14 protein-coding genes and 1 tRNA gene are annotated in these 14531 nt (G+C 61.2%); 11 read left to right on the plus strand and 4 right to left on the minus strand.

Features of this window, described 5'->3' with window-relative positions; all coding sequences use genetic code 11:
* The 7 genes from trpE to DevBK_RS06100 all read left to right on the plus strand — a co-directional run bounded on the left by trpE (position 1) and on the right by DevBK_RS06100 (position 6689).
* Complete coding sequence (gene trpE / locus DevBK_RS06070; RefSeq protein WP_317184812.1) at positions 1-1509, plus strand: anthranilate synthase component I; 1509 nt, start codon at positions 1-3, stop codon at positions 1507-1509.
* 78 nt (positions 1510-1587) lie between these two features.
* The gene (locus DevBK_RS06075) at positions 1588-2187 is read left to right on the plus strand and encodes an anthranilate synthase component II (RefSeq protein ID WP_061906759.1); all 600 of its coding nucleotides are present in this window, start codon (positions 1588-1590) and stop codon (positions 2185-2187) included.
* Positions 2184-3206 carry an anthranilate phosphoribosyltransferase gene (gene trpD / locus DevBK_RS06080; RefSeq protein WP_317184813.1) on the plus strand — a complete coding sequence of 341 codons (1023 nt, stop codon included), beginning with the start codon at positions 2184-2186 and terminating at the stop codon, positions 3204-3206. The genes DevBK_RS06075 and trpD overlap by 4 nt, the downstream gene beginning before the upstream one ends.
* Positions 3203-4015, plus strand: a complete 813-nt coding sequence (gene trpC, locus DevBK_RS06085; RefSeq protein WP_317184814.1) for an indole-3-glycerol phosphate synthase TrpC — start codon at positions 3203-3205, stop codon at positions 4013-4015. Before trpD ends, trpC begins: the two co-directional genes overlap by 4 nt.
* Positions 4015-4497 (plus strand): cyclic pyranopterin monophosphate synthase MoaC, encoded by a 483-nt coding sequence (moaC, locus tag DevBK_RS06090; protein ID WP_317184815.1) that lies wholly within the window; start codon positions 4015-4017, stop codon positions 4495-4497. Before trpC ends, moaC begins: the two co-directional genes overlap by 1 nt.
* A complete protein-coding gene (gene glp / locus DevBK_RS06095; RefSeq protein WP_317184816.1) occupies positions 4494-5696 on the plus strand; it encodes a gephyrin-like molybdotransferase Glp in 1203 nt (400 codons plus the stop codon). Before moaC ends, glp begins: the two co-directional genes overlap by 4 nt.
* 171 nt (positions 5697-5867) lie before the next feature.
* The gene (locus DevBK_RS06100) at positions 5868-6689 is read left to right on the plus strand and encodes a DUF1295 domain-containing protein (RefSeq protein ID WP_317184817.1); all 822 of its coding nucleotides are present in this window, start codon (positions 5868-5870) and stop codon (positions 6687-6689) included.
* Between the two features lie 222 nt (positions 6690-6911).
* On the opposite strand, the gene clpA is transcribed toward DevBK_RS06100, so the two are convergent.
* Both clpA and clpS read right to left on the minus strand, forming a co-directional pair.
* Positions 6912-9251 (minus strand): ATP-dependent Clp protease ATP-binding subunit ClpA, encoded by a 2340-nt coding sequence (clpA, locus tag DevBK_RS06105; protein WP_082461258.1) that lies wholly within the window; start codon positions 9249-9251, stop codon positions 6912-6914.
* A gap of 9 nt (positions 9252-9260) precedes the next feature.
* Positions 9261-9626 carry an ATP-dependent Clp protease adapter ClpS gene (clpS, locus tag DevBK_RS06110; protein WP_061906765.1) on the minus strand — a complete coding sequence of 122 codons (366 nt, stop codon included), beginning with the start codon at positions 9624-9626 and terminating at the stop codon, positions 9261-9263.
* Between the two features lie 386 nt (positions 9627-10012).
* Here clpS and DevBK_RS06115 point away from each other — a divergent pair, with 386 nt between their 5' ends.
* Together DevBK_RS06115 and DevBK_RS06120 are read left to right on the plus strand one after the other, a co-directional pair.
* Entirely contained in the window at positions 10013-11581 is a 1569-nt protein-coding gene (locus DevBK_RS06115) for a serine hydrolase (RefSeq protein ID WP_317184818.1), read from the plus strand.
* A gap of 84 nt (positions 11582-11665) precedes the next feature.
* Positions 11666-11938: a hypothetical protein gene (locus DevBK_RS06120; RefSeq protein ID WP_061906767.1), complete on the plus strand. Its 273-nt coding sequence runs from the start codon at positions 11666-11668 to the stop codon at positions 11936-11938.
* A 168-nt stretch (positions 11939-12106) separates the two neighbouring features.
* Here the strand turns inward: DevBK_RS06120 and DevBK_RS06125 are convergent, their stop codons facing one another.
* Positions 12107-13465, minus strand: coding sequence for an MATE family efflux transporter (locus DevBK_RS06125; RefSeq protein WP_317184819.1), 1359 nt, complete (start codon positions 13463-13465; stop codon positions 12107-12109).
* A gap of 316 nt (positions 13466-13781) precedes the next feature.
* On the opposite strand from DevBK_RS06125, the gene DevBK_RS06130 reads away from it, so the two are divergent.
* Positions 13782-13865: transfer RNA gene (locus DevBK_RS06130), tRNA-Leu, on the plus strand.
* Positions 13866-13896: 31 nt separating this feature from the next.
* On the opposite strand, the gene DevBK_RS06135 is transcribed toward DevBK_RS06130, so the two are convergent.
* Complete coding sequence (locus tag DevBK_RS06135; RefSeq protein ID WP_061906769.1) at positions 13897-14169, minus strand: hypothetical protein; 273 nt, start codon at positions 14167-14169, stop codon at positions 13897-13899.
* 136 nt (positions 14170-14305) lie between these two features.
* Here DevBK_RS06135 and DevBK_RS06140 point away from each other — a divergent pair, with 136 nt between their 5' ends.
* The gene (locus DevBK_RS06140; protein ID WP_156352177.1) at positions 14306-14506 is read left to right on the plus strand and encodes a hypothetical protein; all 201 of its coding nucleotides are present in this window, start codon (positions 14306-14308) and stop codon (positions 14504-14506) included.
* Positions 14507-14531: the final 25 nt, after the last annotated feature.

The raw sequence follows: 14531 nt of genomic DNA on the forward strand, positions 1-14531 counted from the left end.
ATGGGCGACGATTTTTCCACGCGTTTTGCAGAGCAATATGAAGCCGGCAAATCGCAGATCGTCTGGCGTCGCATCGTGGCCGATCTCGAAACGCCCATCGGGACCTATCTGAAACTGGCGCAGGAGCGGACGCACTCGTTCCTGCTCGAAAGCGTGCAGGACGGGACGACGCGCGGGCGCTATTCGATCATCGGGCTGCTGCCGGACCTCATCGTCCGCGTGGAAGACGGCACGGCGCGGGTCAATCGGCAGGCGCAGCTTGACCCCGGTGCTTTTGAGGTGATGACGGAAAAACCGCTCGATGCGCTGCGCGGGCTGGTGGCGGAAAGCCAGATCGTTGTGCCTGAAGGGCTGCCGCCGCAATCGGCGGGGATTTATGGCTATCTCGGCTATGAGATGGTTCGGTACATGGAGGTGTTGCCGAACGCTAATCCCGACGACCTCAAGACGCCGGAAGCGGTGCTGATGCGGCCGTCGCTGTTAGCGATTTTCGACACGGTCAAGGATGAGCTTTATCTGACGGCGCCGGTCTATGTGAAAGCCGGGGTTTCGGCGCGGCAGGCGCTGGAGGCGGCTGAGGCGCGGATTGACGACGCCATTGGCCGGCTTGGCCGGGCGCTGCCCGCGACCCCCGCCCTGCCCGATCTTGCAGCGATTGAAGTCACCAGCAACACCTCGCGCGACGAGTATTTTGAGATGGTCCGCCAAGCCAAGGACTACATCTCGGCCGGCGATATTTTCCAGGTCGTGCTGAGCCAGCGGTTTTCTGCTGATTTTACGCTACCGCCGACGGCGCTCTATCGGGCGCTGCGCAGGACCAATCCCAGCCCCTATATGTATTTCCTCGACTTCGGCGACTTTGCCGTGGCGGGGTCGAGCCCGGAAATTCTGGTGCGGGTGCAGAATGGCGAAGTGACCATTCGGCCGATCGCCGGGACACGGAAGCGCGGGGCGACGCCGACGCGGGATCAGGAACTGGCGGCGGAGCTGCTGAGCGATCCCAAGGAATTGGCCGAGCACCTGATGCTGCTCGATCTTGGGCGCAATGATGTGGGCCGCGTCGCGGAGACGGGTTCGGTGAAGGTCACCGACAAGTTCTTCCTCGAATATTATAGCCACGTTATGCACATCGTCTCGAACGTAGTGGGCAAGCTCGATCCGCAGTATGATTTTGTGGATGCGCTTTCTGCCGGGTTCCCGGCGGGGACGGTTTCGGGTGCGCCAAAGGTGCGCGCGATGGAAATCATCGACGAACTCGAAAAATCGCGGCGCGGGATTTATGGCGGTTGCGTGGGGTATTTTGGGGCCGATGGCACCATGGATACCTGCATCGTCTTGCGCACCGGCATTGTGAAAGACGGCAAGCTCTATGTGCAGTCGGGAGCCGGGATCGTTGCCGACAGCGTGCGTGAGTTGGAACAGCTCGAATGCGAGAACAAGGCGCGTGCCCTTTTCAGCGCGGCAGAAGAAGCGCTACGCTATGCCGGCGAAGCGGGAGTGGGACAGTGAACGTGCGTGTGAAGTTTCTGCGATGGCGGGGCTGGTTCTGAACGATTTCACCAGAACCACTCTTGAGGACAGGCCCAAATGACCAAAACCCTCGTCATCGATAACTACGACAGCTTTACCTATAATCTCGTCCACTTCCTGGGCGAGCTCGGCGCCACAATGACCGTGCGCCGCAATGACAAGATCACCCTTGAAGAAATCGCCGCAATGGCGCCGGAGGCGATCGTGCTTTCGCCGGGGCCGTGCACGCCGACCGAGGCGGGCATTTGCCTTGCCGTGATCGACCGGTTCAAGGGGCAGATTCCGATGCTGGGCGTGTGCCTTGGGCATCAGGCCATGGGTCAGGCGCTGGGCGGCGATGTCATTCGCGCGCCGCATCTGGTGCATGGCAAGACCAGCAAGATCAACCACACAGGCAAGGGTATCTTTCGCGGGTTGAATGCGGGCTTTGAGGCAACGCGCTATCATTCGCTGATCGTAAAAGCGGAAACGCTGCCGGATGTGCTGGAAGTGACGGCGACGACGGATGATGGGCTGATCATGGGGATGCAGCACAAGACGCTGCCGCTGCATGGGGTCCAGTTTCATCCCGAGAGCATCGCATCGGAAAATGGCCATGCGCTGCTGCAGAATTTTCTAAAAATCGCCCGCGACTTTAACGGCCAGAGGGCGGCGTGATGGATATCAAGCAGGCCCTCCACAAGATTTCCGAAGGGCGCGACCTGACGGGCGAAGAGATGCGCGCGGTGATGCGGCTGATCATGGATGGTCAGGCGACGCCGGCGCAGACCGGCGCGTTCCTGATGGGCATGCGCATCAAGGGCGAAAGCGTGGGCGAGATTGCCGCAGCGGTTTCGATCATGCGCGAGAAGATGGTTCCGGTCGATGCACCTGAAGAGGCGATCGATATCGTCGGGACCGGTGGCGATGGCATCGGGACGCTCAATATTTCGACGGCGGCATCCTTTGTGGTCGCGGCGGCTGGTGTGCCGGTGGCCAAGCACGGCAATCGGGCGCTATCGTCCAAGTCAGGGTCATCGCAGGCGCTTGAGGCGCTGGGGGTGAAGTTGGATCTGACGCCGGCGCAGATCGGCGAATGCGTGCGGCAGGCCAACATTGGTTTCATGTTTGCGCCATCGCATCATCCGGCGATGAAGCATGTGGGCCCTGCCCGCGCCGAGCTTGGCGTGCGGACGATGTTCAATCTTTTGGGGCCGCAATCCAACCCGGCGAGCGTTCGACGCTATGTGCTCGGGGTTTATTCCGAGCAATGGGTAGAGCCGGTGGCGGCTGCGCTTTTGGCCAACCGGGCGATCAAGGCCTGGGTTATGCATGGCAGCGATGGGCTTGATGAGCTCACGGTGACGGGGCCGAGCTTTGTAGCACAGATTGCCAATGGCGACCTGCGCAGCTTCGAGATCACGCCGGAACAGGCGGGGCTTCGGCGCTATGAGCTCAAGGATATTTTGGGTGGCACGCCGGACGAAAACGCTGCGGCGATCCACGCGCTCTTTGATGGCGCGTCGGGCGCTTATCGCGATATCGTGCTGCTCAATGCCGCGGCGGCGTTGATCGTTGCCGACAAGGCGGATGATCTCAAGCAAGGCGTTGCCATTGCCCGCGAGGCGATTGATTCTGGCGCCGCAAAACAGACCTTGGCCAAGCTGGTGGCCGTTTCCAACGGACAGGTTGCATGACCGATATTCTCAAGCAGATCGAAGCCTATAAGCGCGAGGAAATCGCGGCGGCGAAGTCGATGCGGCCATGGGCCGAGGTTGTGGCGCAGGCCCATGACCAGCCGGCGCCGCGCGGGTTTTTGCGCGCGCTTAGGGATAAGCGGGCGCAGGGGCAATATGGCCTGATTGCCGAGGTGAAAAAGGCGAGCCCGTCCAAGGGGCTAATCCGCGCAGACTTCAATCCGGCGCAGATTGCGCGGGATTATGAGACGGCTGGGGCGGCGTGCCTCTCGGTGTTGACGGATAGGCCGAGCTTTCAGGGTTCGCCGAGCTATCTGATCGAAGCGCGTGCGGCGACGCGGCTGCCGGTGCTGCGAAAAGACTTTTTGTTTGAGACCTATCAGGTGGCGGAAGCGCGCTCCTGGGGGGCAGATTGCATTCTCATCATTCTTGCGGCCGTCGATGATGACGTGGCGCGGTATCTGCTCGATTCGGCGGCGGAATGGGGCATGGATGCACTGGTGGAAGTACATGACCAGCTGGAGCTTGATCGGGCGCTGGCGCTCGATGCGAAGTTCATCGGCATCAATAACCGGAACTTGCGGACGTTTGAGACGACACTCGAAACGTCGGTGACGCTAGCGGCCGGCGTGCCAGGCAATGTGACGCTCGTCAGTGAGAGCGGCATCGTCAATCATGAGCATGTGCGCATGCTGGACGAGCGGGCCGGGATTGGCCATTTCCTTGTCGGCGAAAGCCTGATGCGTCAGGACGATGTGGTCGCGGCGACGCGGGCTCTATTGCAGGGTGTGCCGGAAACGGTGCGCTGATGGCCGAGCGGCGTCTGACCCATCTCGATGCTAAGGGCGAGGCGCATATCGTCGATATCGGCGAGAAGGCGATCACACGGCGACGGGCGGTGGCGCAGGCGCGGCTGAGCGGCGAGGCCGAAACGATTGCGACTATTTTGGGTGGTGGGCTCAAGAAGGGCGATGCGCTGGCCGTGGCGCGCGTTGCCGGGATCATGGGCGCCAAGAAGACTTCGGATATCATTCCGCTTTGCCATCCGATCCCGCTGACCAAGGTGAGCGTTGAGATTGAGGGTGAGACCGAGACGACAATTCTCATTCGGACGGTTGCCGAGACGACGGGACAGACGGGCGTCGAGATGGAAGCGCTGACGGCGGCGACCACGACAGCATTGACGCTTTACGACATGGCCAAGGCGCTCGACCGGGCCATGGTGATTTCAGACATTTGCCTTGTGGAAAAATCCGGCGGCAAGTCGGGCGATTATCGAAGAGATTCATGAGCTTGCTTCCGGTTGATGACGCGTTGAATCGCATTCTGGCGCGGGTGCCGGATGTGGTTGAAGAGACTATAGCCCTGGGCGATGCGGCGGGCCGTGTGCTCGCGGCGCCTGTGATTGCGACCCATGACCAGCCGCCGTTCAATGCCAGCGCCATGGATGGCTATGCCATGCGGGCGGCGGATGTCGCTGAGGGCGTGTGGCTGAAGGTGATTGGCATGTCGCAGGCCGGGGCCGGTTTTGCGGGTAGTGTTGGTGCTGGCGAGGCGGTGCGGATTTTTACCGGCGCACCGGTGCCGGAGGGTGCCGATACAGTCATTATGCAGGAAGAGGCGGAGCGGAACGGGGATCTTGTTCGGTTCACAGCCCCTGCCCGGCTGGGCCATAGTGTAAGGCCGCGCGGTTATGATTTTGCCGTTGGGCGGACGATTTTGGAGCGTGGAACGCGGCTTGGGGCGTTTCAGGTGGCTGTGGCTGCGGCTGCCAATGCCGGGACTGTCAGTGTTGCACGGCGGCCGAAGATTGCGCTGTTGGCCACGGGCGATGAGCTGGTGTTACCGGGGACTGTCTTGGGGCCGGACCAGATTGTGGCGTCCAACAGTGTGGGGCTGGCGGCATCGTTGTCGCCCTTTGCCGAGACGGTGACGGATTTCGGGATTGCACGAGACAGCCGCGAAAATCTCGATGCGGTGCTGGATAGGATTTTTGCCAGTGAGCCGGATGTGGTGGTGACGACTGGTGGGGCGAGCGTCGGCGAGCATGATCTGGTGCAGGCGGCACTGGTTGACCATGGGGTGACGCTCGATTTCTGGCGCATCAACATGCGGCCGGGGAAGCCGCTGATGTTTGGGACGCGCGGCAAAACACTGGTGTTTGGACTGCCGGGCAATCCTGTTTCGGCGATGGTGACGGCCGAGATTTTCATCAAGCCAGCGCTGCGGCATTGGCTGGGATTGCCGGAGGTCGAGGCGCTGCACCTGCCGCTCTTAAGGACTACGCCGAAGAACACGGCGCGGCGCCATTTTATGCGCGCGCGTGTGACGACACGGGATGGCGTGACGGGGCTGTTGCCAATCAATGAGACGGATAGCGGGCATACGTCTTCGTTGGCGGCGGCCAATGCGCTGATTGTGCAGCCGGAGTTTGATCCGGGGCAGATGGCGGGCACAGTGGTATCGGCGCTGCCGATTGGCGCGGTTTAAGGGCTACGGGGTTCTTGAGCGGTAGGCGGCATCCCCCTCATCCGGCGCTACGCGCCACCTTCTCCCCGAGGGGGAGAAGAATAGAGAGCTGCGATGCGCTGAATCTTGCGTTCGAGCAATCCAGCGGTGATTGCATAGCGTAACAGTCGTCTACGACTGGAGGTTGCGATCATGGGCGCCTTTGCTGCTTATCCTTTTCATGCACTCATCTTGGCTTTGGCGCTGACGCTAACGGTTTCGGCGCTGGGGTTTCGGCGGACGGATTATTTCGTCAGCCTTGGGTATGGGTTTTCGATTGCCGCGCAGGCGCTGCTGTTTCCGCTGGCTTATCTCGCCACACTGGATTTCTGGCTTGGGGCGCAGTCGATCCTGTTGCTGGCATATGGCCTGCGGCTCAGCAGCCATCTGATCGCGCGGGAGCGGCAGCCGAGTTTTGCGCGGGAGTTGGAGGCGTCGAAGGAGCGCAGCCGGCATATCGTCGGTTGGCTCAAAATCGTCATCTGGGTGAGCGTGGCGGCGCTTTATGTCGCGATGTATGCGCCGGCGCTGATCAGTCTCTCGCGGGCTGGCGAAGGTGTGGCCCTGCCCTCGCTTGGTTGGGGGCTGGCTGTGGCGGTGGTCGGGCTCGCCATTGAAAGTTTGGCGGACTGGCAGAAGTCGCGGTTCAAGGCGGAGCATCCAAGCCGATTCTGTGATGTCGGGCTTTATCGCGTGGTGCGGTCGCCGAATTATTTTGGCGAAATGGTTTTCTGGCTCGGGATTTTTGTGTCGGGGATTTCGGCTTATGCGAGTTGGCTTGATTGGGGGCTCGCGATTGTGGGGTTCGTTTGCATCCAGTTGATCATGCTGGGGTCGGCGCGGCGGCTGGAATTGAAGCAGACGGAGCGGTATGGCGCGGATGCGGCGTTTCAGGAGCATGTGCGGGAAGTGCCGATCCTCTTTCCCGTGGTGCCGGTTTATTCGTTGAGGGATTGGAAGATTTATTTGGGGTGAGTGTGGTGATCGTCGGAGCATCCCCCTCATCCGGCGCTGCGCGCCACCCCGGGTCAAGCCCGGGGCAGGCTCTTCTCCCAGAGGGAGAAGAATAGAGGCTTCGCATGATGGTAGGACGATGAGCAAAGTAAGGCCCCCTCACCCGGCGCTTTGCGCCGACCTCTCCCCCCAAGGGAGAGGTGAAGAAAGAGAAAGTCCGGGATTGCTCCCGGCCTTTTTTGCTTAGTTCTTTTCGGCCGTGGCCTTCGGCTTTTTGGGCTTGGGCAGAGCCTTGGGCTTGGCTGGGCGCGGGGGGACCGCGACGAGTTCGAGCTTGGCTTCAGAGCCTTCGCCGACGACGGCGACAGTGACGTTGCCGCCATTGACCAGTTCGCCGAAGAGCACCTGGTCAGCCAGGGGCTTCTTGACGTGTTCCTGGATGACGCGACCGAGGGGGCGCGCACCCATGCGTTCGTCATAGCCGTGTTCGGCCAGCCAATCGGCAGCTTCCGGAGTCAGGTTGATCGTGACGCCGCGTTCGGCCAATTGGCCTTCGAGCTGCAGCACGAACTTTTCGACCACGCGACGGACCACTTCGCGCGGGAGCGGCGCGAAGGAGATGATGGCGTCGAGACGGTTGCGGAACTCGGGCGAGAAGGTGCGGTTGATCGCATCCTCGTCGTCCCCCTGCTCGCGCTTGCGGCCGAAGCCGATGGGCGAACGGGCGAGATCGGCGGCGCCGACATTGGACGTCATGATCAGGATCACGTTGCGGAAGTCGACCGACTTGCCGGTGTGATCGGTGAGCTTGCCGTGGTCCATCACCTGCAACAGGATGTTGTAGAGATCCGGGTGGGCCTTTTCGATTTCGTCGAGCAGCACCACGCAATGCGGGTTCTGGTCGACGCCATCGGTCAGGAGACCGCCCTGGTCGAAGCCGACATAGCCTGGAGGAGCACCGATCAGACGGCTGACGGTGTGACGCTCCATATATTCGGACATGTCGAAGCGCAGCAGTTCGACGCCGAGGGTATCGGCCAACTGCTTGGCAACTTCGGTCTTACCCACGCCGGTCGGGCCGGTGAAGAGGTAGGAGCCGATGGGCTTTTCCGGTTCGCGGAGGCCGGCACGCGCCAGCTTGATCGCGGAAGACAGGGCCGTGATGGCGGCATCCTGACCGAAGACGACCGTCTTGAGGCTCTGTTCGAGACCCGAGAGCAGTTCGGCATCGGATTTCGAGACCGATTTTGGCGGGATGCGTGCGATCGTGGCGATGGTGGCTTCGATGTCCTCGACGTCGATGACCTTCTTGCGCTGATCTTCCGGGACCAGCATTTGACTGGCGCCGGTTTCGTCGATCACGTCGATGGCCTTGTCGGGCAGTTTGCGATCATTGATGTAGCGCGCGCTCAACTCCACGGCGGCCTTGAGGGCATCGTCCGTGTACTTGATCTTGTGGAACTCTTCGAAATAAGGGCGCAGGCCTTTGACGATCTCGATGGCATCGGGAACGGTCGGTTCGTTGACGTCGATCTTCTGGAAGCGACGGACGAGAGCACGGTCCTTTTCAAAGAACTGACGATATTCCTTATAGGTGGTCGAGCCGATGCAGCGGATCGCGCCGGAAGCCAAAGCGGGCTTCAGGAGGTTCGAGGCATCGAGCGCGCCGCCGGACGTAGCGCCAGCGCCGATCATGGTGTGGATTTCGTCGATGAAGAGCACCGCATGCGGCATCTTCTCGAGTTCCTTCATCACCGATTTCAGGCGTTCTTCGAAATCGCCGCGATAACGGGTGCCGGCAAGCAGCGAACCCATATCGAGCGAATAGATGACCGCTTCCTTGAGCACTTCGGGCACATCGCCTTCGATGATCTTGCGGGCAAGGCCTTCGGCAATGGCGGTCTTACCGACGCCAGCGTCGCCCACATAAAGTGGGTTGTTCTTGGAGCGGCGGCAGAGGACCTGAATGGTGCGACGCAGCTCGCTGTCGCGACCGATCAGCGGGTCGATCTTGCCCTGGCGGGCCTTCTCGTTGAGGTTGACGCAGAAATCGGCGAGAGCGGATGTCTTCTTGGCCTCGGCGCCGCCTTCGGTATTGCCTTCACCTTCTTCGGAGCCGCGGACCTTGCGATCCTCGGCGGGACCGGACTTGGTGATGCCGTGGGAGATGAAATTGACGGCATCGAGGCGGCTCATATCCTGCTGTTCGAGGAAATAAGCGGCGTGGCTTTCGCGTTCGGCGAAGATGGCGACGAGCACGTTGGCGCCGGTCACTTCTTCGCGGCCGGATGACTGGACGTGAATAACGGCGCGCTGAATGACACGCTGGAAAGCCGCCGTGGGGCGGGCATCCTGGCCATTCTGCACGACGAGGCTGTCCAATTCCTCGTTGATGAAATCTTCCAAATCGCTCTTGAGCGCGTCGACATCGACATCGCAGCCATTGAGCACGGCGATCGTTTCCCGGTCGTCGGTCAGGGCCAGCAAGAGGTGCTCAAGCGTGGCGAACTCATGGTTCCGCTCGCGCGCCAGGTTCATCGCCTGATGCAGAGCCTTTTCGAGTCCGCGGGAGAATGAGGGCATCTGATGTTCCTATTGCTTTTCCATCACGCATTGCAGCGGATGCTGGTTCTTGCGTGCCGTATCCATAACGCGGGTCACCTTGGTCTCGGCGACCTCGTAAGGATATACGCCGCACTCACCGACCCCCTTCTGGTGAACGTGCAGCATGATCTGCATGGCGTCTTCACGTGATTTGTTGAAGACGTCCTGCAAGACCAGAACGACGAATTCCATCGGCGTGTAATCGTCGTTGAGCAGCAGAACCCGATAGAGGTTCGGCCGCTTGGTCTTGGGGCGGGTTTTGGTAACCGTCCCAGTCTCGAAGCCACCATCGCCGTCCCCCTTGCGACCTCCATCATCATCCTTGGGGCCGGCCACAAGCTTTCCGAGGGGCATCTTGAAGCCTTTGGCGGGACGGTTCGACAGGTGATGAGTGGTGGTAGTGGTCATATTGGATTGGGGTAACCGCAGAGGAAAGCGAAGCAGCTGGTCGACCCATTATGTAAGCAAAATCTCGCCGCTGTTAAGGGGCTCACGTTCCCGAAAAGTTGAGCGCCATTATCCTAACTCCGACAAACCCTTCCGCAATGGCTGCAAACGGAAACGGCGCGTGGCGGGATTGAGACTCTGAAACGGAAATCGTTGGCATTTTACGGATTCGTAACGTCGGGGCCCTATGGTCCCATGAGAAGCACGATCGGGGTGGGGGCCGCTGATCTGCAAACCATGTTTCAGTTGCGTACGGGCGTGTTGTGCCCGGTGAGTAAAGTTGGAGTTCAGGGTTGACCTCTCAGGCCATGACCCCTTGGCGCGTTTCCCTTTGTCGCGCCTTCGCCGCATTCGCCCTTGTTCTGGGCCTCAGCTTGCAGCTGGCGGCTCCGGCGCACGCTATCGAAAACCTGCGCAAATATGCCGGCATCGTGGTCGACGCGAAATCGGGCGAAGTGCTTTACGAAGAGCAGGGTGACAGCCGGCGCTATCCCGCCTCCGTCACCAAGGTGATGACGCTCTACATTCTCTTCCAGGAATTGCAGGCGGGCAATCTCAGCCTTTCCACCAAGATGACGGTGTCGAAGTTCGCCGCTTCGGCCGTGCCGACCAAGCTTGGCCTTCGCGCCGGTTCCACCATTGCCGTGCAGGACGCGATCAAGTCGCTGGTGACGCTCTCGGCCAATGACATGGCTCGCGTGATCGCCGAACATATTTCGGGCAGCGAATCCAAATTTGCCGAACGCATGACCGCCACGGCCCGCGCTATGGGCATGCGCAGCACGACCTATCGCAATGCCTCGGGCCTGCCCGATGGCGGCCAGGTGACCACGGTGCGCGACCAGGCCATCCTCGGCATCGCGATCTATCAGCATTTTCCGCAATATTACGAATTCTTCCAGACCAAGTCCTTCAGCTACAACGGCAAGACCTATGGCAACCATAATCGGGTGCTCGGGTACATGGGCGCGGTCGACGGTATCAAGACCGGCTATATCAATGCGGCTGGCTCGAACCTTCTGACCGCGGCCCGCAAGGACAATCGTCACATCGTCGTCGTCGCCTTCGGCTTTAATTCGGCCGGTTCGCGCGACGAAAAGGTCCGCCAGCTCGTCGCGTCCTACCTGCCCAAGGGTCGTCGTGGCGACTATCTGGCGCAGGCCATGGTTCCGCAGCCCGGCCGTCAGGGCAATTCCAATGTGCAGGTTGCCGTGGCTCAGCCCGCCCAGCCGGTTTACGTGATGCCCATGCCCCTGCCCGGCTTCCGCCTTGCAGAACTGGCGCGTGCCCAGCAGGGCGGCCAGCCGCAGGTTGTCGTTGCCAGCGCCGTGCCGATGCCCGCGCCTGTGCCGGCCGACGTGAGCCAGCAGGCTGCCGTGCAGGCCGCGGCCGTGCTCGCTGCACCGACGCAGGCGCCGACACCGGCCTATCCGAGCCAGGACATTATCGGCGCGTGGTTGAGCGACACGTATAATCTCGGTGCGCCGCCATCCGCTCTGGGCTCGACCCGCGCTTCGGCTCCGCTCGAGCCGCCAGCCAATGTCGGCGGGTCTGCGCCGGCCGAACAGCCAGTCGATCTCCTGACGAGCGGCAGCGTGCAGACAGCGGGCCTTGAAGCCGGTGCCTGGATCGTCCAGATCGGCGCCGGCCCATCGGAAGACAGCGCCCGCGCCATGCTCTCGACTGCAGCGACGAAGGTCGGCGGTCTTGGTGACTTCCGCTCCTATGTCGAGCGTTTTGAAAAGAACGGCCAGATTTTCTATCGCGCCCGCTTCGTCGGTTTCGGCGATCGCGACGACGCGACGACCATGTGCAACCGCCTCAAGGACGCCGACATGGCGTGCCTGGCGATGCAGGGCTAAGGCCCCTCGAAATCTCGATGTGGCGGGCCTGTCGCCTGCCGCACCTTGTGTAAGCAGTTTGGTGCCTGTGTTTGGAGTAGCCCAATGAGCGAACGCAATGCCTTGATCGAGCTTGCCAATTTTATTGGCCGCTCGCCCCTCGCCTCTCCGGACATGACAGCCCGGAACAAGGCGCTATCGGGGATGACGGAGCGGCTGCTGCCCAAGCAGCGGCGCTCGGTGGGCGAACTGATGAATGTCGTGCTGGCCCTATCGGCGCGGACGCGCCGGATGGTGCAGGAGCCGGTCAGCATCGATATCGACGTGTTTGCCCCAGGGGGCAAACGGGCGGTGTCGATGAAGTTCGGCGAGAAATGAGAAAGGGCGCCTTGGGCGCCCTTTTTGTTTGTGATGGGCTGGTGGCTCTCTTCACCCCCTCCCAGCCTCCCCCATCAATGGGGAGGTGTCTGGCCGGTGGTCGTGACGTGATCTAGCCCCAAACTCGATCCCCCCTTGATGAGGCGGCCGGGAGGGGGTTTCCTCCCTTCAGACCAGGGCCACGATCTTCTTTTTCTTCCACACGAAATGGTACCAGGCGGCCTGGAGGACCATCATGCCGGTGAAGCTCGTGGCGTAGGCGACCCAGATGCCGGAGAGGCCGAGGCTGGTCTGGCTGAGCCAGATAGCGCCGGGAAGCTCGATGAAGAGGATACCGCTGAGCGAGAGGAGCATGGGGGCATAGACCATGCCGCTGGCGCGCATCATGCCGGAGAACACCACGCCGAAGCCGAAGGGGATGATGGCCCAAAGGACGATGCGGAGAAGATGTTCGGTCAGTTCGATGACGCTTGGATCGGTGATGAACAGCGCGACCAGTTGCTCACTGAAGAGATAGGCGATGAGGACGAGGCCGCCGGTGATGATGAGGTTCATCAGTAACGCCGTGCGGGTGATGGCTTCGAGCTGATCGTTGCGCTTGGCGCCGATGGCTTGAGCACCGAAGATCGAGGTGGCGATGCCGATCGACATCGCCGGGAACTGGACATAGTTCAGCACCTGGTTGAGTGCGCCATAGGCCGCCGTGGCATTGGAGCCAAAGCGATTGACGAGGCCCACAACGACGATGCCTGACACCGAGGCGACGACCATCTGCAGGCCGGCAGGGACGCCGAGCTTCAGGATAAGGCCCAAGAGTTGGAAATCGGGCTTGAGCGCGAGGAGCAATTGGGCATCCGGCGCGAGGGGAAGCTTGCGGGCGCGCATATAGAAAAAGAGGAATGTCAGCACGACGACGAAGCCGGCGATGAAGGCCCAGGCGGCAGAATTGACGCCGAGCTGCGGCAGGCCCCACCAGCCCTCGATGAGCGCGGGAGTGAGGATGACGCCGACGATCATCGAGAGGACCAGCGAGAAAAGTGGGGTGATCGTATCCCCCACCCCACGCAGGATCGAGGTGATGATGAGGAACACGAAGAAGCCGGGCATGCCGAGGAACATGATGCGGCCGTAGCCGATGGAGGTTTCCCTGATGTTGTCGGGCGCGCCGAGGACCGACATGATGCTCTCGATAAAGACGCTGCCTATGATGGCGACGATGAGACCAAGGACGAACGCCGTCGTCAGGGTCGTACCGGTGACTTGCTTGACCCGTTCGAGATTGCGCGCGCCCCAGGCCTGGCCGATCAAAATGGTCGAGCCGGCGGAGAGGCCGATGATGAAGCTGATGAGAAAGAACAGAATCGGGAAGAAGGTGGCGAGGGACGCTAACGCATCGACGCCGATCATCTGACCGATGAAAATGGAATTAAAGGTGCCGGACAGAGCCTGAAGAATATTCGAGGCCATGAGCGGCAAGAGGAAGATGGCGAAACGCTGCCACAAGGGGCGCGTGGAATCGGGGTTCATGAATGCACTCCAGAGGAACTGGTGGTTAGCTCTATCGCATTTTGCCGAACCGGTAAGGCCGATCGGCAAAGGCGAGCATCACAGCAAAGGCCCCTTCGGACGGCGGACTGACTGAATCAGAAAGCCGGAGGGACCAATTCACACCCAAAAAACTGGGTGCAGGCTGGACGGGCACTGGAGGCTTGGCGATGACACGTGCGATTTCTAGGCGCATCGGCCAGGACGGTCAATCGGGGAACTGATCGGTTTTCCGATGCGGAATATCGCCTGCGGCCTGTTGCCAGATTCGATGGGCTGGGCTAGGAACCCATCCCGTGCCCCTCTGGCGGAATGGTAGACGCAGAGGACTCAAAATCCTCCGCCGCGAGGCGTGCCGGTTCGAGTCCGGCGGGGGGCACCACTTTTTCCGAAATCGATGATGTGCTGACTGCTTAGAGCTCTGGTGGCTCGAAGTTGAGCGCGTCGAATTTGCGCTGAAGTTGGATCTGATCCACGCTGCGCCCGATGGCCTCGATCTCGAAATCGCGTTGGCGATCTTCAGAGGTGCGGGCGATTTCATTCTGCAGGCACACAAGGCGCTCACGCTGCTGCGCGAGATGTTCAGGCGTGTCTTCAGTCGCCGTCGGCGCCGGGCATGCGGCGAAGGCGGGCGATGCAAAGGCGCTCAACAACAGGACAGCGGCGACGGTGTGCTTGATGGTCATGCGATAACAATGGGCAGAGATCGGGACCGTTGCAAGGCGGGAGGTATTCTCTGGGCCTTGCCTTGGGTCAATAAGGCGGGAGCGGGCGAACTCTTGGCTGTCCAGGGCGGTTGCATCTTCGTCAATGGAGGATGCGATGTCTTTTCCGCCGCTCGAGCCAAGCCCTACCCTGCCCGATCCCGGGCCGGTACCGCCCATTTCCAACCCGACAGAACTGCCAGATCCCGATAGCGATATTCCCGCGCCGGACCCCGATGAGCCTTTCGACAATCCGGAGCCGGGCCCTGATTTACCGCCGGAACGAGCGCCGTTTCCGGACCACGAGCCAGCGCTTTAGGTTGGCATTCACGCCTTCGCGGGAA

The organism is Devosia sp. BK, from assembly GCF_032907385.1.
GTDB lineage: Bacteria > Pseudomonadota > Alphaproteobacteria > Rhizobiales > Devosiaceae > Devosia.